A 22,587-nucleotide genomic window follows, 5' to 3' on the forward strand; every position below is an offset into this window, starting at 1 on the left:
TTATTACATAGAAATTTTGTCAATAGGATTTTCAATCCATTAATTAAACACTAGTGATAAAAGTTCTTATACAAATTTACTTTGCCTACCTCGCTAATCTCTAATTCTCTATTTATTAGAGATTTTTTAATCCAACATAATTCAATCAATCCATTAGCAATGGTATATCCTAGTTTACCAGCTATATGATAATCTTTTTCACTCCAATCATAACATTTAGCACCACTTAGCTCTTTTATATCTTTTAATTTATTTTTTATAATTTCTAGTTCAATAAATTTTTTATACCCTAATTCAGTAATATAAAATATATCATTTTCTAATTCAATATAGTTAAATTTTAAAAGAGCTTCCGTAAGCTTTATTCCTAATTTTCCAGCAATATGGTCATAGCAAAGTCTTGCGTTTCTTAAAGCTTCTGAATGTATAGACTGGCTTAATGAAGTTATTTTAGGTGATTTTGAAAGCTTCATAAGCAATTGAAGTAACTTTACAATATCCTCATTAGCTAATTTAAAATATCTATATCGACCATATACATACTTTTCAATTATTCCGGCATTAACCATTTTAGATAAATGAAAAGTTGCTGTTTGTGGTTTTATACTAGCTGCTTTAGCTAATTCTCCTGCTGTACGTTGCCCTCCAAGCAGACTCATAAGCATTATACATCTAGAAGAATCTGCTATTAATGATGCTATATCATCTATCATAGGGTCTGGTTTCAACATAATCGCCTCCAAATTTATATAAATGAAATACATTACTTCCACATGTATCGAAATAATTTCGTTATATAATAATATCATAAATTTATTTAAAATTATAGTTAGGGGAGCACTTTTGTAAAAAATTCAAAATTAGTATATGAACTATTATATAGTTTCTGTATGGTTATTCTCCTTCATTATAATTTGAATGAATATATATTAAAGAAATTTAAAGATTATATAGGGAGGAATAAAATGAACAAAGAGTACTTAATAAAAATAGCATCAGACTTTGTTGAAAACTCAAAAGACAATTATATAGCAGATGAAATTGCCATTTCTGAAAATGTTGTGGGAATGAAGATTTTTGAAGCACCAATTTTTGCATTTGGTGCTTCAGATGATGAATATTTTACATTATTAAAAAAACCTTCTGTAGTTGGGGAACACTTCCTGCTTCCTAAAGAGTGGTTACCACAGTCAAAGACTGTTATCTCCTTTTTTTTGCCCTTTAGTGAAACCATCAAAAAAGGAAATAGACGGGAAGATTTATGGCCTTCTGAAGAATGGTTGCATGGGCGTATTGAGGGTCAATCTTTTATAAATAAGTTATGTATGTATCTGAAATCAGAATTGATAAATGCTGGATATAATAGTGTAGTGCCTGCTTTGGATGAAAGGTTTTGGGCTAAGGAGTATTCACCACACCTAGAAGTATCATTTACAAGCAATTGGTCCGAAAGACATGTAGCTTTTGTATGTGGACTTGGAACATTTGGACTTTCTAAAGGTCTTATAACCTCAAAAGGTATGGCTGGAAGATTTGGTAGTATCATCACAGAATTATATTTGCCGCCTCAGAAGAGAGAGTATGAAAATGTCTATGAATATTGTTCAATGTGTGGTGCATGTGCAAAAAAATGTCCAGTCAATGCAATATCTATAGAAAATGGTAAAGATCACATGATATGCTCTAAGTTTTTGGATAAAACAGCAGAAAAATATGAGCCTAGATATGGTTGCGGGAAATGTCAGATAGGTGTACCTTGTGAGGGTAGAATACCTAAGCAACACAACATAAAATGAACATATATTTATATAAATTAGTATGATACGGAGGATGATTTATGAAAATCTTTTTAATAAGACATGGACAAACAAATTGGAATTTAGAAGGAAAAATACAAGGTAGTTATGATAGTGAACTCAATAATACTGGTATTATCCAAGCAGAAGAATTAAGTAGAAAAGTATTAGAATTTAATTATAAATTCATAAAAATTTATTCAAGTCAACAAAAAAGAGCAGTTAAAACAGCAGCAATTTTGAGTGAGTCTACCAATGTGGATTATATACCAATAAAAGGATTAGAGGAGATAAATCTTGGAGAATGGGAAGGACTGTCATGGTCAGAAGTACAAGAAAAGTTTCCAAAAGAATATGAGGAATGGTACAATAACCGCAGATATACCAAATCTCCAAAAGGAGAATCATATCGAGATATGTTAGAACGTGTTTTAACAGTTATATATAAAATTATTAATGAAAATTGTGATGATGTTGCAATTGTAACCCATAGTGCAGTAATTATGTGTTTACAATGCTATTTAACTAATACTCCTTTTAATGAAATGATGAAATTTAAAACAGATAATACTACAATTAGGGAATTTAATAGTGAGGTATTTAACATTAAATGAGTAAATTAAATTGGTTAATTAGAATACCACAAACAGTCATTTTTAGATTTTCTTCTGAAATATCATTATTACTTTTATTATTATTTGACACTTTAGTCTCCCCCTTTTAATGTTTACATTGATCTTATAACTTATAAAAAAGCTATCCTTCTTCAATAAGAAAGATAGCTTTAAAAAATTTTCATTTCATAAACACCTATTTCTTATCTTCCAGAATATGAACTATACTCTGCAGGAATTAACACCGATACATATTAAAATGCCGGTTGTCGGGCTTCATAGGGCCAGTCCCTCCACCTCTCTGGATAAGAATGTAATAATATTTAATTTTCTTCTTTTACCTTAAATGAATTTACTTTTTCGACAAAAGATAATTTATATATAATTACTAATAATAGTATCCACACTGGCGCAACATAAAGAGCTATTCGTGTACTTTCTAAAAATGCTAAAGAAATAACAATCAAATTTAAATAAATAATAGTTGCATATGAAAGATAAGGATAAAAAGGCATCTTAAAATCAGTTTTCTCTCCCTTCTTAACCTTTTCTTTTCTAAACTTTGAGTGAGCTAAAAGAATAGTTATCCAAGCAGTTATAATTGCTATTACTGTCACTGATGAAATATATTCAAAAACTTTAGCAGGAAAAAAATAATTTAAAACTACTGCAATCATTGCTACTGCCGTACTGAATAAAATTCCTACATAAGGTACTCCAGACTTATTAACCCTGCTAAATACTTTTGGAGCATTATTATTTAAAGACAAGCTATAAAGCATTCTTCCATCAACATATAATGCACTGTTCATACCTGAAAGAGCTGCTGTTAAAACTACAAAGTTAATAACTGCCGCAGCGGCTGGAATTCCAACTTTTGAAAAAACCAAAACAAATGGACTTCCATTTGTACCTATTTTGTTCCAGGAATAAAGAGACAGCATGACACCAATAGATCCAACATAAAAAATCAATATACGCCAAAATACATTATTAATCGCTTCAGGTATAGACTTTTTAGGATCTTCTGCTTCACCAGCTGTTATACCAATCATTTCTACACCACCAAAAGCAAATGTAGCAAATATAAATGATAAGAAAAATCCTCTGATTCCATTAGCAAAAAATCCACCATTAGTCCAAAGATTGGATAGACCTACAGAATGTCCTCCATTTGAAAAACCAAAAACAATAATTAACAATCCAAAAATAATCATACATATGATAGCAACAACTTTAATAAGTGCAAACCAAAATTCAAATTCTCCATATGCTTTAACGCCAATAAGATTAATTACAATTAGTATTAATAAAAATATTAGTGCTGACATCCATTTTGGAAAATTAGGCATCCAGAACTGGACGTATACTCCAACTGCTGTAAGCTCTGCCATTACAGTTGTTGTACACTGAAACCAATAAGTCCATCCAGAAAAAAATCCTGCAAAATGACCAAGATAACGTGTTGCATAAGCACTAAAAGCTCCTGAATTAGGATCATCTACAGCAAGTTCGCCTAAAGCTCTCATAATCATAAAAACAAATAATCCCACAATTAAATATGCTAAAATAATTGATGGCCCTCCAATACTAATAGCATTAGCCGAACCATAAAATAAACCTACTCCAATAGCTCCACCAATAGCAATCATCTGCATATGACGATTTTTTAATCCTTTTTTTAATTGTTGTTTTTTTAAATCTTCATTCATTTTACTACTTCTTCTTTCACATAAAATTATTTTATATACTAACCCAAAACCAAATTACTACTTCTTTAATTTTTTTAATCTTTTAATAGCTTCAATTAATGTTTCATCTTTTTTTGCAAAATGAAATCTTATATAATTATTTACATTTTCCTTAAAAAAGCTAGATCCAGGAACAGCAGCAACACCAATTTCTTTTGCCATCCACTTACAAAACTCATAGTCATCCTTCCAACCAAACTCTGAAATATCCACTAAAACATAATAAGCTCCTTGAGGTTCAAAGTATTTTAATCCAATTTCATCTAATCCATTTAAAAACAGTTTTTTCTTTTTTTCATAAATGTTATTAAGCTCGTCATAATAGCTTTCTTCAAGACTTAATCCTGCACAAGCTGCTTTTTGTAAAGGTGCAGCTGCTCCTACAGTTAAGAAATCATGTACTTTTTTACAATTATTTACAACATCTTTACTTGCAATAATGTATCCAAGCCTCCATCCAGTTATAGAATAAGTTTTTGACAAAGAACTACAGGACACTGTTCTTTCAAACATTCCTGGAAGAGACGATAGATAAGTATGCTTATTTGGCTTAAATACTATATGCTCATAAACCTCATCTGTAATAACAAAAGTATCGTATTCTTTTGCAAGTTCGCTTATATATAATAATTCTTCTCTAGTAAATACCTTACCTACTGGGTTTGAAGGATTGCATAATATTAGCGCTTTAGGTCTACTTTCAAAAGCTTTTCTTAATTTCTCTCTATCGAAATTGAATTCAGGAGGTACCAAAGGTACATATATGGGCTCTGCTCCTGCTAAAATTGTATCTGCTGTATAATTTTCATAAAACGGTGAGAATACAATAACTTTATCCCCTGGATTGCATACAGACATCATAGCTACCATCATAGCTTCAGTGCTGCCACAGGTAACTACTATATTTTCATCAGGATTTATTGATATTCCCATAAATTTTTCTTGTTTCTTTGCTAGTTTTTCTCTAAATTCTTTTGATCCCCATGTTACTTCATATTGATGTGGTCCTTTTTCTGCTGCCTCCTTTAAACTGTCTATAAGTTCTCTTGGTGGGTCAAAATCTGGAAATCCTTGTGAAAGATTCACTGCTCCATATTTATTAGCCACTCTTGTCATTTCTCTTATTACTGATTCAGTAAAATAATCTAATCTGTTGCTTAATTTTTGCATTTTATATAGCCTCCATTACTATTTATTTAAATATTAGATTTTCAAATTTTTATTAAATCAAAAAATTAAAAGACTGTTTTTCTTTAAATAAGAAAAACAGCCTTTGCTTACAAAATTTTAATTTCACATAACAACCACTTCTCTTATCTTTCAAAGTAATTCAAATTACTTTGTAGGAATTGACACCGATACATATTAAAATGCCGGTTGTCGGGTTTCATAGGGCCAGTCCCTCCACCTCTCTGGATAAGAATAAAACATATTAAATTTTCTAAATAAACTTAAGTATTCTTTTATTATATCAGTGGTACTTTATTATATCAATATATTTTTTCAATTTTATCTTATACATATGTAACTAATTTGCAATAGATAAACTAACATTTATAGATTTTCAACTAAATTCTTAAAATACTTACAGGTATCAGCTATACTGTACCCCTTTCTAAACAATCCTCCACCAATTAAAAATGCCACATCGTCACCATATGCCTTATAGGATTCTGGTATATTTTCAAGATTCATTCCACCTGAAGGACAAGGAAGTACAGATTTCAATTTTCCCAATTCTTTTTTACAATTTTCAGAAACTCCAACACATTCTTCCCGTGAAAAAGAAAATCTTCCTAAAAAATTAGGATATATAGTAGCATCCGCCCCGGAAATTCTTGCAATATCACCAAATAATATCTTATGTGATATGCCTTCATTCCCTAGGACAAAGCTTCCCTGAAATGCAGGATGACTTATAACCGGAAGAGATATGCTGTGATCATCCGCAACTTGTCTCATTGCGTCAAAACCAGTAAGCCCAGGTGCAATTAAAACACCTCCAGCTCCAAATTTTTGGGCAATCCTTGCCCTATCCAAAATTTCACTTGCTGATGTAGTTATGTTTGGTACATATATTGTATTTCTACCTGTCTTATCATTTGCCTTTTTCACAGCTTCACTGCACAATTCAACTCTCTTTTCATAAGGACAAAAAGGTTGATTTGTAAGACCATGATCATCTTTTATTATGTCAATTCCTCCAATTGCAAATTCATATGCAATATGTGCAAGCTCCTCAGCACTCACCCCCATAGGTTTTAATGCTGTAAATAAAAGTGGTCTTTTAGGCACATTTAATAATTTTCTAATACCTTTTATACCAAAACGAGGTCCTTTAAAACTGTTAGTTATTTTTGGGGATAAATTAACCTCTTCAACCCTTACACCTGGTTTTATGCTTGTATTTCCAAATATAACATTTATAAGCTGAGTAAGTTCATAAGCAGTGGCATCCTCTGGATAACTTATATTAACCTGAAATACTCCCTCTTCTAATTTACTAAAAGATTCTATTTTGCCAACTATGTTGTCTTTTATTATTCCTTCTGGTACAATATCCTCTGGAAATTCCACTGTCTGCTCTATACATATATCCTGTGCTTTTCTATAAGCTTCTTTTTCATCTCCCTGCAGTTTATAAGTTACACTAAACCTTTCTTGGGGAAGTTTCAAATCACTTTTACCAGTAAAAAACATGTATATTTCCACCTCTTTTAAAATTACAGTGCTTCTGCCTTAGCATCGCTATGAACTGCTGCCACAAAAGCTTTATCAAGATCTTCTTCTTTTATATTAAATTTCTGTCCTATCAATTTTTCAACTTCTTCTATAAGAGCTTTTGCATCTATCCTATACTCTTTCATTAAATATTGTTTGCTTGCACCATGAACAAAAGTATCTTTAATTCCTATTCGTACAAGCTTCTTACCTATACCTTCTTCAGCTAGTTTTTCAGCTGTAATTGTACCAAGTCCTCCAATTATTGAGTGATTTTCAATAGTTATTACACCATACTTTGATTTTGCTATAGCCTCAATTACTGAAGAATCATTGAATGGCTTTAAAGTAGATATATGCATATGTTGAATGGATAATCCTTTTTTCTTCAATTCTTTAATTGCCCTCATAGCTTCTTCCGTACATATACCACTAGAAAGTACAACTAAATCAGTTCCTTTGCTAAGTACTCTTGCCTTCCCAAACTGCATAGGTTCTGAAGCTTTAAAGAGCCTTGGTATTTCACCTCTTAAAATTCTTATATATACAGGTCCATTAATAGCTTTTGCCACATCAAGAACGGATTCAACTTCTGTAGCATCTCCACATTCAAGTATTGTCATATTGGGAAGAGAACGCATTACAGATATATCCTCAATGGCCTGATGTGTAGCCCCACCTGGAGATATAATTCCAGGCAAAAATCCAAACATTTTTACAGGCAAATTTGGATATGCCACAGACATAGCTATCTGATCATAAGCTCTTCTATATATAAAAACTGCAAAGGTATGTACGAAAGGTATAAAACCTTCCCTTGCAAGTCCACCTGCAAAACTCAACATATTTTGTTCTGCTATTCCCATAGAAAAGAATCTTTCAGGATAGGTATCCCTAAAAGTATCAACTTCTACAGAGCTAGTTAAGTCAGCAGATAAAACTAGTATTTCAGGTTTATCCTTAGCCCATTCTATAAGATTCTTTGAATGTACTTTGGTTTCTATTTTCATAAATTTCAACCTCCCTTACTGAAACTTCTTGCTTAATTTGTTAAATTCTTTTCTGTAACTTTCTCTTTCCTCTTCACTTTTAAATCTTACATAATGGAACTTAGGTTTTCTCTTATTTAATATATTGATTCCTCTAGAAGGATTTGTATCACATAATATAAATGTAGGTCTTCCGTCAGGTTTTAAATTTCCAAGGGCAGAAATAGCATCTACATCATGTCCATCTATTCTGAATACTCTGGCTCCAAAAGCTTTTAATCTTTCATGGAAAGGCTCTATATTCATTACTGTGGTCATTTTTCCATCACACTGATATCCATTTATATCAACATAAGCTATTATATTATCTAACTTATGATAGGAAATGGCCTGTACTGCTTCCCAAAATTGTCCGGATTGACACTCACCATCAGATAAAAATACAACTACCCTTCCCTTTTCTTTCTTCAATTTACGTGCAAGAGCAATACCACCTGCCTGGCTTATGCCCTGTCCTAAAGAACCTGTAGTAACCTCCATACCTGGAGAATGTTCCGCACCAATCATTTCAACAGAACTTCCATCCTTGTTGAATTCATCAAGACCAGAAGTATCCATACGGCCAACTTCTATTAATGCTGCATATAGTACAAGAGCATATTGTGCTGGAGAAAGTATAAATCTATCTGTATCCTCTGATCTTTCTCCATTATATATGCCACCATTAAAATAATTTTTATTATCACTTCCTGGAGTTCCAGGAAACTTTGGTGGAACAATAGGCTTTTTAAATTCATTTAAATTTAACACCTTTAAATAGAGAGTTGAAAGTATTTCTGCTGAAGAGCAGGCCTGACTCAAATATCCTCCATTATTTTCTATAGTGTGTTTTAAAACTCTAAGTCTTATTCTGTTTGCTACTTTATAAACTTCATCTTCCCATGTATCCTTTAATTCTCCCATAACTTCCTCCTCATATAAGCATTGATTTTCTTTGTAAAACTTTCTTTAGATTTTCACTAAAAGGTGGATATACTATCCCCTTTTCAGTTATTATTGCCGTTATAAGTCCCTCATCCGTTACATCAAAAGCAGGATTATAAGCCTTCACACCCTCAGGTACCATAGGCTTTGTATACCACTTTGTAGTTATTTCCTTCTCAGGTCTTATTTCAATCTTTATGTCTTCACCACTTTTGCAATCTAAATCTATAGTGGAGATTGGAGCACATACATAAAAAGGTATGTTATAGTATTTAGCAAGTATTGCCACGGAAGAAGTTCCTATTTTATTTGCAGTATCTCCATTTGCTGCCACCCTGTCACATCCTACTAAAACTGCCTGTACTTTTCCTTCTTTCATAACAATAGATGCCATATTATCACATATCAGTGTAACATCTACTCCTGCCTGTTTTAATTCCCAGGTAGTAAGCCTTGCCCCTTGAAGCAGCGGTCTAGTTTCATCTGCAAATACTTTAAAATCATATCCTCTCTCATTTCCTAAATATATAGGCGCAAGAGCCGTACCATATCTAGCAGTAGCTATAGTGCCTGGATTACAGTGAGTCAAAAGTCCAAAACCCGGCTTTAGAAGAGAAAGTGCATATTCTCCAATGGATTTGCATACTTTTTCATCTTCCTTATATATGTTATCTGCTTCTTCTTTTAAAGCAGTTTTTATCACAGCAATAGTATTGTTTGATTCTTTTTTTAACCTTTCTTCCATACGATTAAGAGCCCAAAACAAATTTACTGCAGTTGGTCTTGAAGATGCTAAATATTCCTTTGTCTTTTTAAAATGTTCATACAATTGTTCATAACTTTGTACATTATATTTTTTTACAGAAAGATATATTGCATAAGCTGCAGTTATACCTATAGCAGGTGCTCCTCTAACTTTAAGTTCATAAATAGCATCCCATACATCTTTTTCAGTTTTTAATTCTATGAATCTTTTTTCTCCTGGTAGAAGGGTTTGATCAAGTATTATAAGAGAATTATTTGCATCATCTAGAATTACAGATTGTACAATTTCTGACATTTTTTCATCTCCTTATGTGCTAAAACTTGCTTTCCACATCTTTAATTACCTTTATAAAATTCACTCCACTTTTTATATTTTCTCTATCCAATATGAACTTCTTTGAAGATAAAAGGCATATCTTTTCCGCTCTTATTCTCTTTTCAATGTCCTTTATAGAAACTATATCTCTAACATGTGCAAGTCCTATTATTCTCCTTGCAAGTTCTAAGCCAACTACAGCTGAGGTATCCTTTAATATATTTCCTAAGTAATATTCCAAAAAGCCATCATAATTTGCCACCTTTTCAGTAACATTTTCTTTCCATGAAGCTTTAAATTTTTTAGAAAATAAGTCTATAATATCAACAATTGTGGTTTCCAGCCATCCTTTATAATCTTCCTTTTCCTTTTTATCCAATATTGTAGCTTCTGCATTTTCATAAGAAAATATCAAATTTGCAATTACATTTCCAATGTCATAGCCTGCAGGTCCATAAAAAGCAAATTCAGCATCAAATACCTTGGTAGAATCTGGCTCTACAAAAATTGAACCAGTGTGCAAATCTCCATGTATAAGAGATTGTGCCTTTGTCATGAATTCAAATTTTAATTTGGCAGTTTCCAAAAGAAGTTTTTTATCGTTCCATAAATTAGAAGCTGCAAATTTTTTTGTTTCAGGTAATAATTCATTTCTTGAACAATCATAAAAAGGTTCAGTATAAACAAGATCTTCTGTTATTTCACAAAGCTCTGGATTTATAAAATCTTTTACTAATTCCTTTTTTTCCTTGTGATTTATTACTGCATCTGAAGTTAAAAGAAGAGTATTAACTAAAAATGTAGTAATCTGATCTGCAAACTTTGGAAACTTCTTATGCTCATTTAGAGCTGTACGCATTATTTCATAATCAGATAAATCCTCCATAGCAAAACAATTCATTATACTATCATATTTATAAACTTTAGGTACAAGTCCTTCGGAAAGCTTGTATTGAAGTTCTAATATTTCACTTTCTATTCTATTTCTATCTGGAGATACTTTAAATTCATCAGAAATTCTAGCCACAGGACCTGCTTGTTTAATTATTAAGGATTTATTACTTTTTTTATCTTCAATTTTAAATACATAATTTAAATTTCCGTCTCCTATTTCCTTACAAGTAATTTCTGCATCTCCATGAAAAAATTCCAACTGTGATTTTGCATATTGTAATGCATCTTCTTCATTCATTCTAAAATATTTATCTGTAAACTTTCCCATTTTATATCTCCTTCCTAAAAATTATTTCTTTTTATAATAAGTAAGAGCTAGTGCAAATGCTAAAACTACACCTTTTACAATATCCATAGCATAATAAGGTACAGACATCATAACAAGTCCATTTTGCAATATTCCAATTAGCACTGATCCTACAAAAGTTCCAATAGCATTAGGTTTTCCTGAACCTCCTACAGAAAATCCTATAAAAGTAGCAGCAACTGCATCCATAAGATAAGGAGACCCTGCATTTACTTCTGCAGTTTGAACTCTAGCTGCTAGTATTATTCCACCAATTCCTGCAAGAAAAGACGATATCAAATAAGCATATACTCTATACTTATTTACCTGTATTCCCGAAAGTCTTGCTGCTTCCATATTTCCACCAATAATGTACATGTACCTTCCCTGCTTAGTTTTGTTAAGAAATAAATGTACAATAAGTACTACAATTATCATGGCTATTATTATCCAGGGCAGCTGTCCTAAAGTTGTAAAAAAACTAGTGAGATGACCTTTTGCAAAATTTCCATCTGACATAACCATATTTTGAGATATGGCAGCCCCCTTGGTATAAGTAAGAGCTACTCCTTGAAATACAAACATAGTAGCAAGGGTCATAAGCATATCTGGTATTTTCACTTTCACAATCATTATTGAATTTATAACTCCTACCACAAGAGAAGCCAATATAGCCACTATTATAGAAGCAACACTAACCTGGTTATGCCATATAAACATAGCCATTACCACAGCTCCTGACAATGAAGCTGTAGATCCTACAGACAAATCAAATCCACCTACAGTAAGTGAAACAGTAACCCCTATAGCAATTATAGTAACAATAGAAATAGAACGAAGTATATTCAATACATTACTGAAATCCAAAAACTTTCTACCCACAATTTGAAAGAAAATTATAAGCAGGAGGATTGTAATTAAAGTTCCATACTTGTACATAAAGTCAAATATATCAAATTTTTTCTTATCCGTATTTTTATTTTCTGTGCTAGTTTCATTACTCATTTTCTACCTTCCTCCTGTTGAATAATATAAAATATCTGATTCCTTAGCTTCTGATGTATTTAATTCTTTTACTATCTGTCCATTGTAAATTACATAAACCCTATTTGTAATACCCATAAGTTCAGATATTTCAGAACTAGCATATATTATAGAGTTTCCCTTTTCAGCTAAGCCTTCAATTAATTGAAATATTTCTTTCTTTGCACCTATATCTACACCTTTTGTTGGCTCATCAAAAATGTAAATTTCAGCATCACTTACAAGCCATTTACCAATAGCCACTTTTTGCTGGTTTCCACCAGATAAAAGTCCTACTTTTTTATTTTCATCTGGAGTTCTTATATCCAGGTTCTTTATTATTTCCCTTGCTTCTTTTTTTTCACTTTTAACATCTGGTATATTTTTAAATTTACAAAACCTATTCAAATTGGAAACAGTGATATTTGTAGCTACACTCTCTTCAATGAATACTCCCTGATTTCTTCTTTCTTCAGGTACTAATGCTATTTTTAAGTTTACGGCATCAAAAGGAGACTTTATTTTCACTTTTTTACCATTTATAAGTTTCTCTCCTGAAACTGTTTCAGATGCTCCAAATATGGCATTGCATAGTTCCGTCTTTCCTGCACCTACAAGTCCTGATACTCCAATTATTTCTCCACTTCTGGCATATATGTTTATATCCTTTATTTTTTTGCCATCACTTAAATTTTTTATTTCTATAGCCTTTTCTCCTAATTTGACCTGCTTCTTTTTATAACTATCCTCAAAATTTCTCCCCAACATATAGTTAACTATTTCCTTTTGATTGGTTTCTCTAATTTCTTTTTCAACTATAAACTTGCCATCTTTCATAACTGTTACTTCATCACATATATCAAAAAGTTCAGGTAATCTGTGAGATATAAAAATAATACCTACATTTTGCTTTTTAAGTTCTCTTACAATACTAAATAATTCTTTTACCTCTGATGTGCTAAGGGGGGCTGTAGGTTCATCTAAAATTAAGAACCTACACTCCATTGATATAGCCCTAGCTATTAATACCATTTGCTTTTGTGCAAGAGTAATTTCACTTACAAGTTTTTTCACTCCAATTTGTATGTTTAATTTTTTCAAAATTTTTTCTGCTTTAGCATTTATATCTTTCCAATTTACAAGTTGTTTTTTACCCATGTGATTTACTATATTATCAAGCATTATATTCTCAGCTACAGTTAAATATGAAATAAGGGAAGTATCCACTTCCTGATACACAATTTGAATTCCTAAATCTTTTGCATCCTTAGGTTTTTTTATGTGAGCTTTTTCCTTATCTATAAAAATTTCACCAGTATAATTTCCATAGGCACCAGATAAAATTTTCATAAGAGTAGATTTACCTGCTCCATTGGCTCCTACTATAGCATGTACCCTACCTGTGCTAGTTGAAAATTTAACTTTATCTAATACTTTTATTCCCGGAAACTCTATAGAAATATCTTTCATATTTAAGTACATACTTTTGTTTGTATTCATACATACACCTTCCAAATTATTATGAAACTAGTATTTTATTTATTTTTACTATGCTGATTTTTTAAAGTATCCATCCATGGTTCTTCAAAAGCATTTGATTTACCCCAATTTGGTACTATCTTTGATAGATTCTCCATATTTACAGCAGTACTTGAATTTGCTACCTGGTCTTTTTCTACAGAAGACGCTTGAAGATCATAATATTTTGGTGTTTGCTCTCCTGCTATTTTTTTAGTAAGAAGTCTTATATCTACGGAACCTATGAGTTTTGGATCTACAGCTGTTGTAATTGTCCATGGACTGTTCTTATCTTGAATTGCTTGAAGGTCCGCATTTGATACATCTATTCCATATACTTTTATTTCATTACGTCCAGCTTCTTTAACTGCTCTAGTTGCTCCTATTGCAAAGGCATCCCAAGAAGCATATATAGCATCAATAGTTCCCTTTGGATGTTTTGCAAGCATAGCAGTTACTGCATTTTGTGTTTGAACTGAAGTATCAGAAGACGCAACTCCAAATCTTTCAACTTCTTTTATATCTGGATATTTCTCAAGAATTGCCTTGTACATTCTATTTCTGTTTACCATTGGTGGAAATCCATCAACCCAAAGGTATATTATATTTGCCTTTCCGTTATGATCCTGAACTAATTTCTTAAATGAAGTAAGAGCAAGTGTCTCATCATCCTGTTCAGTTATAGTAACTCCTTCTACTTTCGCCACTTCAGCATTGGAGTCAAAAGTTACTACTGGTTTGCCTTTAGCAACTATTTTCTTAACATCATCTACCGTAGCACTATCATCACCATGAGATATTATGAATCCATCATAATCTTTTTGAAGTGCTTGATTTATAGCATCATGAAATTTTGCACTATCTCCATTGGCACTATATGTGTCTACTTTAAAGCCTAAGCTTTCTCCTTCTTGTTTAACACCTGCCAAATATTGTGCTGTATTGTCATCTCCACCTATTTTGCGTACCACCATTATTTTTATCTGTTTACCAGAAATTTTAGATGGAATTTGGGTATTACCTGATTTATTATTGCTAGTGTTCTCAGTATTTTGTGACTTCTCAGATTTAGAATTATCAGAAGTACTTTCACTCTTTTGTGAGCATCCTGTAAAAGCAAGAGCAGCTATTGTAAATAGTGCTAAAACTATGGTAATTACTTTTTTTCTCATTTTCATCTCTCCTCTTTTTTAAATATAGATTTTACTAAATTTTATCTGATCACCACCACTGCTAATCTCCATCACACACAGTGAATATGAAAGTCAGAGATTAGCAATGCTATGTACCTGCATAAATTCTTTAAGCTTTCACCTCCTTACTCATCAATACTATTTTAGAAAACAAAAAGACCAAGCTTCATAAATGTAGAAATTTTTACATAAAAACTTTCTCTACAAATAGATGAAACTTGGTCTCTAGTTTTTCTAGTCAACCAATGCATATTTACACTATTCAGTTTTGCATTCTATAACTTTAATAACTTGTTTTTTTATATCAAAACAGGTTATTGAAAAAAAAAAACTTCTCACAGAGAAAATGTAAGAAGTTATATTCTATACTTTTCTCATCTTTCAGGTTAATCCTGCTGGAATTAGCACCATTAAATACAATTAAATTGTATTCAGGTTGCTGGACATCATAGGGCCAGTCCCTCCGTCACTCTAGATAAGAATTTTTATTCAATTTTCAACTTTAAATGCTAATTTCTAGTTTTTCTAGTCAATCGGCAAATATATAAATAACTTATGTATAATATGTAATCTCTTATTTTTATGTTAATAAAAAGCTTTAACTATTTTTAAATTAACTTCTAACAATCAAATTTAAAAACTATATATCGTAAAAATTTGGCATATTTCATAGTAATCATATATGTTATATACAATAATATAAAATATATTAACATTTGTCAATACAAAAATAGATTATTACTTAAAATTTTTTCTTTAAATAAAATACATATAATAGTCCACTTCACTTTTGTATTTGTTAACTAACTCTTCTAATGTAATACTATCAAAATAATCATTAATATTTTTATTTATTGTATCCCATAGGTTTTCATTTATACATCTCTCTAGCTCATCTGCATCATCTCTATCTCTAATATCTACTAGGGATAAATTGCCTTCCAGAGTTCTCAATATTTCTCCAATGGTTATTGTACTTACATGCTTTGATAACGTATATCCTCCCTGAGCTCCTTTCTTTCCTATAACTAAACCACTTTTCCTTAATGTTGAAAAAATCTGTTCCAAATATCCTTCTGAAATATTTTGTCTTTCTGAAATACTTTTTAATGTAACTGCTTCAGAATTAGAATATATAGCTATATCCATAAGTGCTTTTAGCCCATATCTTCCTTTAGTTGAAATCTTCACACAATCACCCTTCTATCAATTATATATTTAGTATAGCAATATTATTCTTATATACCAATATTATTATATAAATAGAATACTTAAAAAGCAATTTTAAATTTAATGTTATGAAAAATGAAAGCAGAAAGTAAGTTTTAAACTTATTTTTCAAATCAGCTAAAGAACAAGATTTAACTCAACTTTCACACATACAAAATATTAGCATATTACGACGTAAGCATATGTAAGCGAAGTAACTTTCATAATATTTGTATGTTTTAGCCTTATATTTTTCAATCACATAAATAATAAGTCTCTTTTAAGACATTTCAATAGAATAGAAAGCGGTTGCTTTTTTAACTAAATATATTAACCTAAACAGCAGGCTTCGCCTTAATCTTTAGGTGTTGTAAGTTATGATTATAAATATAATTTGACTTATTTAAACTACTTATAACAATGTAATTAGGTACGTACACTTGAACTTGCTAGTTTGGATTTTAACTTTTAGGTAGTGATATATGCTAAGTGTATCATCACATTAGCTAAATTGTTTTAGTATTATTCTTAGCTCAAAATTTTTGAAAGCCTTAGAACTTTAGTCCTATTTGAGGGAACCGAGTTTGACAAAGTTCTTAGGCTTTCAAAAATTTCGAGCTTTAGAATAATTAAAACATTTAGCCGTGATGACACACTTAGCATATATCACGGACTAAAAGTTAAAATCCAAACTTCCACTGCACCCTTGTGTCGCAGTATTTTTAAACTGTGAAAGTTTAATATTTAATTAATCGTATATATTTTTACTAAAGTATCTATCTCCTCGATCTGGGAATACAGTAACTATATTACCACTGTCTATAGTTTCTGCTAATTTTAAAGCCGCTGCCATAGCAGCTCCAGAAGAAGATCCTACTATAACTCCTTCTTTTCTTGCTAGCTCTTTTACCATTTTAAAGGATTCTTCATCATTAACCTTTATTGTACTATCAACTAATTCTATATCCATAGTTCCTGGTATAAAATTATTTCCTATACCTTCTATATCATAACAGCCTTCTTCACCACCACCAATTGTAGATCCAATTGGATCGGCTAATACAGTCTTTATATTTGGATTTTTTTCCTTTAAATATTTTGCAATACCTGTAAATGTTCCACCACTGCCTGCTCCTGCTACAAAATAATCTATCTGATCACCTAAAGACAAATATATTTCTGGTCCTGTAGTTATATAATGAGCCTCTGGATTAGCTCCATTTTCAAATTGCTTAAGAGAAATTGAATTTGGAATTTGATTTAAGAGTTCTTGGGATTTTTCAATAGCTCCCTGCATTCCAAGTTCTCTAGGAGTATTTATAATTTCTGCTCCTAAAGCCTTCATAAGTATTTGTTTTTCTATTGAAAATTTCTCAGGTACTACAAATATAACTTTATATCCTTTATTTATAGCTCCCAAAGCAACTCCTAATCCAGTATTGCCTGCAGTTGCTTCTATTATAGTATATCCTCTTTTAAGAATTCCCTCTTCTTCAGCTTTTTCTATCATGTATACCCCAATTCTGTCTTTTACACTGCCAGCTGGATTAAGATATTCTAATTTTGCAAATATATTAACTCCACTTTTTATATTAAAATTATTTATTTTTAGCATAGGTGTATTTCCAACCAATTCTCTTATATCATTAATATACATACTCATTTCTATTTCCCCCCAAAGTATATTCTTTATATATTTTTTGATTTATTTAATGCTTTTTCTATATCCTTTACCAAGTCCTTCTTATTTTCAATTCCTACAGACAATCTAATCAAGTTATCTACTATTCCTACCTTTTGTCTTATTTCAGCAGGTATTGAAGCATGTGTCATAGTAGCAGGATGAGATATTAAGGATTCTACTCCTCCCAAACTTTCTCCTAGAGTTATAAGCTCTACACCTTTAAAAAATTCATTTATATTAAAGCCTTCTTTTAACACAAAAGATATTATAGCTCCTGCTCCATTTGCTTGTTTTTTATGAATTTCATAGCCTAGATGATCTTCAAGTCCTGGATAATAGACCTTTTCTACCGCTGGATGATTTTTTAAAAATTCTGCTAAATAGCTTGCATTTTCAATATGTCTGTCCATTCTTACTGATAATGTCTTTATTCCCCTTATCAAAAGCCATGAGTCAAATGGATTCAGCACTCCTCCTGTAGAGTTTTGAATAAAATGAAGTTTCTCAGCTAATTCCTTACTATTTACTACAGCAAGTCCAGCCACCAAATCACTGTGTCCTCCCAAATATTTCGTTGCACTATGAACTACTATATCAGCTCCTAGCTCTATTGGTTTTTGAAGATACGGCGTCATGAAGGTATTATCTACAATAGTTAATATTCCATGATTCTTGGCTATACCAGCTATCTTCTTTATATCTGTTATGGTCATAAGTGGGTTTGTTGGTGTTTCTATAAATATAGCTTTAACATTATCGGTAACTTTTTCCTCCACAAGCTTTTTATTACTTGTGTTTACAAGTTCGTATTCAAGCTTAAAGTTTTTAAATACCTTATCTAAAACTCTAAAGCTTCCTCCGTATACATTATCTGATATTAAAACTTTATCTCCACTCTTAAAAAGCATTAAAGCTGCTGTTATTGCTGCCATTCCAGATGCAAATGCATAACCTGCATAACCTCTCTCTAAATCTGAAATAAGTTTTTCTAATGCATATCTTGTTGGATTACCTGTTCTTGAGTATTCATATCCACTATTTACGCCAAGTTCTGACTGTCTGTACGTAGATGTTTGATAAATAGGCACATTTACAGCACCTGTAGTTTTATCTCCATCCACCCCTCCATGTATTAATAATGATTCAATATCCATTTTTTATTCCTCCTTAATTCCTTTTGCTACAAATATTCCTGTTTCTGTATATTCTCCTCTACTTGAATAGCCTTTACATTTAAGTTCTGTACTGTTTACTTGAACTTGACTAAAACCAGCCTCCTCCAGCCAATTCTTTATCTGTTCATGTAAAAAACCAAGCCACTCATCATGCATTTCTGTTCTAGCCCACTCTCCATTGTGTTCCTCTACATCTGTTATAACTACTGTTCCATCCTTTTTAAGTACTCTAAACATTTCTTCTATTGCTTTTTTTGCATCAAATATGTGATGTAAAGCCATATTTATAAAAACTCTATCTATTGATTTATCAAACAAAGGCAAGTTTTCCATAGAACCACTAATAGGATATATATCTTTTAAACCTTTTTTTGAAGCTGTGCTATGCAGTTCTTTAAGCATATTTCTAGAATTATCTATTGAAAAAACAATTTTAGCTTTCTCCAGTAATGCTAATGATATAAAACCTGTGCCACACCCTAGATCTGCACATATTTTATCTCTTATATCAAACTGAGAAAGTGCTATATATTTTAGCTTTTCTTCAAAATACTCCTCCCTTATCACATTCCATTGATTTGCTATGGAATTAAAATACTCTACAGAATTCATGATAATCCTCCTAATTTTAATAATTTAATATATTTTGGAACACAAAAAAACTCCCGCCTCAATACAGAGGCAGAAGTTAACTTCCGCGGTTCCACTCTGTTTATTATGCATCAAAAATAGAATACATAACAACTCATAAATATTGGTACAATAATACCTCAACGCTTTAATGGGCGTACCCACTGAAGTCTACTAAATTTCGATTCAGAACTCCGAGACGCATTTCAGTTAACTTTCACTCAAAATCTCTTACACCCAATGGAGATTTCTCTCTGTCAGCTTCCATTTACTTACTTCTTCTCATCTTTGTTTTTCATACTATTCCTATATGTTTTTCTTATTGGTATTATTATATATACTATTTATTAGTATGTCAATAGGAAAAGTAATATTTATCACTTTTTTATATGCATCTCTATTTTCTGAAGTCTTGATATTAATGTAGACGCAGTGTTTTTAGCATTACTTATTTAAATTAATAAATTTCATATATAATTTTTACTTATCTATGATACCTTTTGTTAAAAAGCTGGAACTACTGCAACTCCATACTTTTCTTGTATGAATTTTTTTACATCATCAGAGTTTAATGCCTGAACAAGCTTTTTAATTTCTTCTCTATTTTCATCACCTTTTCTTACTACAATAACATTGGCATAAGGTGAATTACTATCTTCTCTAAATAATGCACTCTTAGGATCTATTTTTGCTTCTAAAGCAATATTTGTATTTATTACTGCTCCAGCTACATCCTGAAGAACTCTTGGAAGCTGTGCTGAATCAACCTCTGTAAATTTTAAATTTTTAAGATTATCTACAATATCCTTTGGCGTTGCACTATAATTTGCTATTCCATCTTTTAATTTAATTAATCCTTGTGCTTGAAGTAATACTAATGCTCTGTATTCATTTGAAGGATTGTTTGGTATGGCAATATTAGCACCATTTTTAATTTCATCCTTTGACTTAAGTTTACTAGAATAAAATCCTATTGGTTCAACATGAACCTTTCCTGCTACAGTAAAGTCATATCCCTTTTCCTTAGCAACAGAATTAAGATAAGGAACATGCTGAAAATAATTAGCATCTATTTGCTTTTCTTGAAGCGCTGGATTTAACTGATCTTCATCATCTAATGTGATTATCTCTAAATTAATCCCTTCTTTCTTAAGTTGAGGCTGTACATGCTTTAATATTTCTGCATGTGGAGTCGCCGCTGCTCCTACTTTAATAGTTATCTCCTTTGAGGTAGAGTTATTGGCTGTTTCCGTTGTTTTACCACTTTGACCACAACCAGCAAATAAACCTACTGTTAATAATACTGAAATTAAAAGTGAAAATTGTCTTTTTTTCATATTTTATCTCTCCTCTTTAAAATAAATTTATAAATTAATCAAATTTATACCTTTTTTTGTTTATATATTTAGAAGTAAAATCTCCTATATGCTGTATGATTTGTACTAGTATAATTAAAGTAATTACTGTAGCTATCATAATATCAGTACGAAATCTTTGATATCCAAAACGTATAGCTAAACTTCCTAAACCTCCTGCACCTATAGCTCCAGCTATTGCAGTAAGTTCGATAATAGATATAATCGCAATTGTTGCCCCCCTTACAAGGGCAGGCAGTGCCTCTGGTATTAGCACTTTAATTATGATTTCAAAAGGTTGGGCTCCCATTGATTGTGCAGCCTCAATTTTTCCCCATTCAACTTCCTCAATAGAAGTTTCTATTATTCTTGCTAAAAAGGGAGCAGCTCCTATAGACAACGGAACAATAGCTGCCTTCATTCCCAGTGTAGTACCTACAACAACCCTAGAAAGTGGAAGTAAAATAACAATTAGTATTATAGAAGGCAAAGAACGTACAGCATTTACTATAGTTCCTAATACCTTATTTAATTTAGGGCATTCTATAATATGATTTTTCTTAGTAACAACCAAAGTAATTCCCATAGGCAATCCAATTGCAAAAGCTATACTTCCCGATATAGCCACCATTTTTACTGTTTCTCCTAACGCAGTTAACAATAGATCAAATAAATCATTATTCAAATTACATCCCTCCCTGAATAAGTGTCTCTTGAGCTAAAATGGTTTAAAATATTAACAAACTTTTTAGATGTATCACTTTTGGGATTTAAGAAAACTGAATCCGTAGTACCGAATTCTACAATTTCACCATTTTCTATAACAGCCATGTTATTACAGATATATTTAACAACTTCAAGTTCATGCGTTATTAGTACTATAGTTATTTTTAGTTTATCATTTATATTTTTTAATAACTCAAGTATAGAATATGTTGTTTGAGGATCTAAAGCAGATGTAGCTTCATCACTCAATAAAACATCTGGTTCATTGGCAAGTGCCCTTGCTATACCTACCCTCTGTTTTTGTCCACCACTTAGTTGAGCTGGATATGCTTGTATTTTATCTGAAAGTTCTACTAATTCTAAAATTTCTTTAACCCGCCTTCCAATTTTTTCTTTTGGATATCCTGCCACCTTTAATGGAAAAGCAACATTTTCAAATACTGTCATAGAATCAAACAAATTAAATTGTTGAAATATTATTCCAATCTTTTTTCTTACCTCTCTTAACTCACTTTTGCTAAGTAGAGTAATATCTTTACCTCCAATGAAAATACTTCCTGATGTAGGTTCTTCTAAACGGTTGATGCACCTTAGCATTGTAGACTTTCCTGCTCCACTAAATCCAATTACTCCAAAAATATCTCCTTTCTCAATTTTAAGATTAATGTTTTTTAGTACTTGTACTTCGCCTTGAGATGTCTTAAATGTTTTATTTAAATTCTTTATGGCTATCATCTTATCTATCCATCTCCTTTTTTAATATTTAAAATTTAAAATTAGATGCAAGCCGTTGGTCTTTATTGAGCCAATACATTAACCACTTTTCATAAGGATTTTTAATAAAAAAGAGGCCTTTGGGCCTCGTTGTTGCTGTCGCTCTCTAAAAATAAGGCGGCAG

The 22,587-nt window shown here is 31.3% G+C and carries 20 protein-coding genes, 3 riboswitches and 1 other annotated feature; of the genes, 2 read left to right on the top strand and 18 right to left on the bottom strand.

Features of this window, described 5'->3' with window-relative positions; all coding sequences use genetic code 11:
- Positions 1-50: 50 nt before the first annotated feature.
- Positions 51-731 (bottom strand): ArsR/SmtB family transcription factor, encoded by a 681-nt coding sequence (locus EG57_RS0215660; RefSeq protein WP_242859866.1) that lies wholly within the window; start codon positions 729-731, stop codon positions 51-53.
- Between the two features lie 234 nt (positions 732-965).
- Between EG57_RS0215660 and EG57_RS0215665 the strand changes: the two genes are divergently transcribed.
- Both EG57_RS0215665 and EG57_RS0215670 read left to right on the top strand, forming a co-directional pair.
- Complete coding sequence (locus EG57_RS0215665) at positions 966-1,796, top strand: 4Fe-4S binding protein (protein WP_032078133.1); 831 nt, start codon at positions 966-968, stop codon at positions 1,794-1,796.
- 41 nt (positions 1,797-1,837) lie between these two features.
- Entirely contained in the window at positions 1,838-2,410 is a 573-nt protein-coding gene (locus EG57_RS0215670) for a histidine phosphatase family protein (RefSeq protein WP_032078134.1), read from the top strand.
- Between the two features lie 200 nt (positions 2,411-2,610).
- Positions 2,611-2,722: riboswitch (SAM riboswitch) on the bottom strand.
- Positions 2,723-2,733: 11 nt separating this feature from the next.
- On the opposite strand, the gene EG57_RS0215675 is transcribed toward EG57_RS0215670, so the two are convergent.
- From EG57_RS0215675 to EG57_RS0215755, 17 genes are all read right to left on the bottom strand, one after another.
- Positions 2,734-4,122: an amino acid permease gene (locus EG57_RS0215675; RefSeq protein ID WP_032078135.1), complete on the bottom strand. Its 1,389-nt coding sequence runs from the start codon at positions 4,120-4,122 to the stop codon at positions 2,734-2,736.
- A gap of 57 nt (positions 4,123-4,179) precedes the next feature.
- The gene (locus EG57_RS0215680) at positions 4,180-5,331 is read right to left on the bottom strand and encodes a pyridoxal phosphate-dependent aminotransferase (protein ID WP_032078136.1); all 1,152 of its coding nucleotides are present in this window, start codon (positions 5,329-5,331) and stop codon (positions 4,180-4,182) included.
- Positions 5,332-5,471: 140 nt separating this feature from the next.
- A riboswitch (SAM riboswitch) is annotated at positions 5,472-5,584 on the bottom strand.
- 131 nt (positions 5,585-5,715) lie between these two features.
- On the bottom strand, positions 5,716-6,861 hold the full coding sequence (locus EG57_RS0215685; protein WP_032078137.1) for a RuBisCO large subunit C-terminal-like domain-containing protein: 1,146 nt from the start codon (positions 6,859-6,861) through the stop codon (positions 5,716-5,718).
- A 23-nt stretch (positions 6,862-6,884) separates the two neighbouring features.
- Positions 6,885-7,892, bottom strand: coding sequence for a transketolase family protein (locus EG57_RS0215690; RefSeq protein WP_032078138.1), 1,008 nt, complete (start codon positions 7,890-7,892; stop codon positions 6,885-6,887).
- 15 nt (positions 7,893-7,907) lie between these two features.
- Positions 7,908-8,834: a transketolase gene (locus EG57_RS0215695; protein WP_032078139.1), complete on the bottom strand. Its 927-nt coding sequence runs from the start codon at positions 8,832-8,834 to the stop codon at positions 7,908-7,910.
- A 10-nt stretch (positions 8,835-8,844) separates the two neighbouring features.
- Entirely contained in the window at positions 8,845-9,915 is a 1,071-nt protein-coding gene (gene mtnA, locus EG57_RS0215700) for an S-methyl-5-thioribose-1-phosphate isomerase (RefSeq protein WP_032078140.1), read from the bottom strand.
- 19 nt (positions 9,916-9,934) lie between these two features.
- Complete coding sequence (gene mtnK / locus EG57_RS0215705) at positions 9,935-11,158, bottom strand: S-methyl-5-thioribose kinase (RefSeq protein ID WP_032078141.1); 1,224 nt, start codon at positions 11,156-11,158, stop codon at positions 9,935-9,937.
- A 21-nt stretch (positions 11,159-11,179) separates the two neighbouring features.
- Positions 11,180-12,181, bottom strand: a complete 1,002-nt coding sequence (locus tag EG57_RS0215710; RefSeq protein WP_032078142.1) for an ABC transporter permease — start codon at positions 12,179-12,181, stop codon at positions 11,180-11,182.
- A gap of 3 nt (positions 12,182-12,184) precedes the next feature.
- Positions 12,185-13,699 (bottom strand): sugar ABC transporter ATP-binding protein, encoded by a 1,515-nt coding sequence (locus tag EG57_RS0215715; RefSeq protein ID WP_032078143.1) that lies wholly within the window; start codon positions 13,697-13,699, stop codon positions 12,185-12,187.
- Positions 13,700-13,734: 35 nt separating this feature from the next.
- Positions 13,735-14,889 (bottom strand): sugar ABC transporter substrate-binding protein, encoded by a 1,155-nt coding sequence (locus EG57_RS0215720; protein WP_032078144.1) that lies wholly within the window; start codon positions 14,887-14,889, stop codon positions 13,735-13,737.
- A 392-nt stretch (positions 14,890-15,281) separates the two neighbouring features.
- Positions 15,282-15,392, bottom strand: a riboswitch (SAM riboswitch).
- Between the two features lie 274 nt (positions 15,393-15,666).
- Positions 15,667-16,101, bottom strand: coding sequence for an RrF2 family transcriptional regulator (locus EG57_RS0215725; protein ID WP_029160455.1), 435 nt, complete (start codon positions 16,099-16,101; stop codon positions 15,667-15,669).
- Positions 16,102-16,867: 766 nt separating this feature from the next.
- Positions 16,868-17,782 carry a PLP-dependent cysteine synthase family protein gene (locus EG57_RS0215730; RefSeq protein ID WP_032078145.1) on the bottom strand — a complete coding sequence of 305 codons (915 nt, stop codon included), beginning with the start codon at positions 17,780-17,782 and terminating at the stop codon, positions 16,868-16,870.
- A 26-nt stretch (positions 17,783-17,808) separates the two neighbouring features.
- Entirely contained in the window at positions 17,809-18,957 is a 1,149-nt protein-coding gene (locus EG57_RS0215735) for a trans-sulfuration enzyme family protein (protein ID WP_029160453.1), read from the bottom strand.
- A 3-nt stretch (positions 18,958-18,960) separates the two neighbouring features.
- Complete coding sequence (locus EG57_RS0215740; protein WP_032078146.1) at positions 18,961-19,590, bottom strand: class I SAM-dependent methyltransferase; 630 nt, start codon at positions 19,588-19,590, stop codon at positions 18,961-18,963.
- A 62-nt stretch (positions 19,591-19,652) separates the two neighbouring features.
- Positions 19,653-19,906 (bottom strand) — a binding site (T-box leader).
- 205 nt (positions 19,907-20,111) lie between these two features.
- Positions 20,112-20,945: a MetQ/NlpA family ABC transporter substrate-binding protein gene (locus EG57_RS0215745; RefSeq protein ID WP_032078147.1), complete on the bottom strand. Its 834-nt coding sequence runs from the start codon at positions 20,943-20,945 to the stop codon at positions 20,112-20,114.
- Positions 20,946-20,979: 34 nt separating this feature from the next.
- Complete coding sequence (locus EG57_RS0215750; RefSeq protein ID WP_032078148.1) at positions 20,980-21,648, bottom strand: methionine ABC transporter permease; 669 nt, start codon at positions 21,646-21,648, stop codon at positions 20,980-20,982.
- On the bottom strand, positions 21,645-22,424 hold the full coding sequence (locus EG57_RS0215755; protein ID WP_032078149.1) for a methionine ABC transporter ATP-binding protein: 780 nt from the start codon (positions 22,422-22,424) through the stop codon (positions 21,645-21,647). The genes EG57_RS0215750 and EG57_RS0215755 overlap by 4 nt, the downstream gene beginning before the upstream one ends.
- Positions 22,425-22,587 lie beyond the last annotated feature (163 nt).

This window comes from Clostridium drakei (assembly GCF_000633595.2).
In the GTDB taxonomy this organism is placed as follows: Bacteria; Bacillota; Clostridia; order Clostridiales; family Clostridiaceae; genus Clostridium_AM; species Clostridium_AM drakei.

What these genes read in the sequence shown, in the direction of transcription:
- EG57_RS0215660 (WP_242859866.1), bottom strand. Translation starts at nt 731, where the DNA reads ATGTTGAAACCAGACCCTATGATAGATGATATAGCATCATTAATAGCA.
- EG57_RS0215665 (WP_032078133.1), top strand. Translation starts at nt 966, where the DNA reads ATGAACAAAGAGTACTTAATAAAAATAGCATCAGACTTTGTTGAAAAC.
- EG57_RS0215670 (WP_032078134.1), top strand. Translation starts at nt 1,838, where the DNA reads ATGAAAATCTTTTTAATAAGACATGGACAAACAAATTGGAATTTAGAA.
- EG57_RS0215675 (WP_032078135.1), bottom strand. Translation starts at nt 4,122, where the DNA reads ATGAATGAAGATTTAAAAAAACAACAATTAAAAAAAGGATTAAAAAAT.
- EG57_RS0215680 (WP_032078136.1), bottom strand. Translation starts at nt 5,331, where the DNA reads ATGCAAAAATTAAGCAACAGATTAGATTATTTTACTGAATCAGTAATA.
- EG57_RS0215685 (WP_032078137.1), bottom strand. Translation starts at nt 6,861, where the DNA reads ATGTTTTTTACTGGTAAAAGTGATTTGAAACTTCCCCAAGAAAGGTTT.
- EG57_RS0215690 (WP_032078138.1), bottom strand. Translation starts at nt 7,892, where the DNA reads ATGAAAATAGAAACCAAAGTACATTCAAAGAATCTTATAGAATGGGCT.
- EG57_RS0215695 (WP_032078139.1), bottom strand. Translation starts at nt 8,834, where the DNA reads ATGGGAGAATTAAAGGATACATGGGAAGATGAAGTTTATAAAGTAGCA.
- mtnA (WP_032078140.1), bottom strand. Translation starts at nt 9,915, where the DNA reads ATGTCAGAAATTGTACAATCTGTAATTCTAGATGATGCAAATAATTCT.
- mtnK (WP_032078141.1), bottom strand. Translation starts at nt 11,158, where the DNA reads ATGGGAAAGTTTACAGATAAATATTTTAGAATGAATGAAGAAGATGCA.
- EG57_RS0215710 (WP_032078142.1), bottom strand. Translation starts at nt 12,181, where the DNA reads ATGAGTAATGAAACTAGCACAGAAAATAAAAATACGGATAAGAAAAAA.
- EG57_RS0215715 (WP_032078143.1), bottom strand. Translation starts at nt 13,699, where the DNA reads ATGAATACAAACAAAAGTATGTACTTAAATATGAAAGATATTTCTATA.
- EG57_RS0215720 (WP_032078144.1), bottom strand. Translation starts at nt 14,889, where the DNA reads ATGAGAAAAAAAGTAATTACCATAGTTTTAGCACTATTTACAATAGCT.
- EG57_RS0215730 (WP_032078145.1), bottom strand. Translation starts at nt 17,782, where the DNA reads ATGAGTATGTATATTAATGATATAAGAGAATTGGTTGGAAATACACCT.
- EG57_RS0215735 (WP_029160453.1), bottom strand. Translation starts at nt 18,957, where the DNA reads ATGGATATTGAATCATTATTAATACATGGAGGGGTGGATGGAGATAAA.
- EG57_RS0215740 (WP_032078146.1), bottom strand. Translation starts at nt 19,590, where the DNA reads ATGAATTCTGTAGAGTATTTTAATTCCATAGCAAATCAATGGAATGTG.
- EG57_RS0215745 (WP_032078147.1), bottom strand. Translation starts at nt 20,945, where the DNA reads ATGAAAAAAAGACAATTTTCACTTTTAATTTCAGTATTATTAACAGTA.
- EG57_RS0215755 (WP_032078149.1), bottom strand. Translation starts at nt 22,424, where the DNA reads ATGATAGCCATAAAGAATTTAAATAAAACATTTAAGACATCTCAAGGC.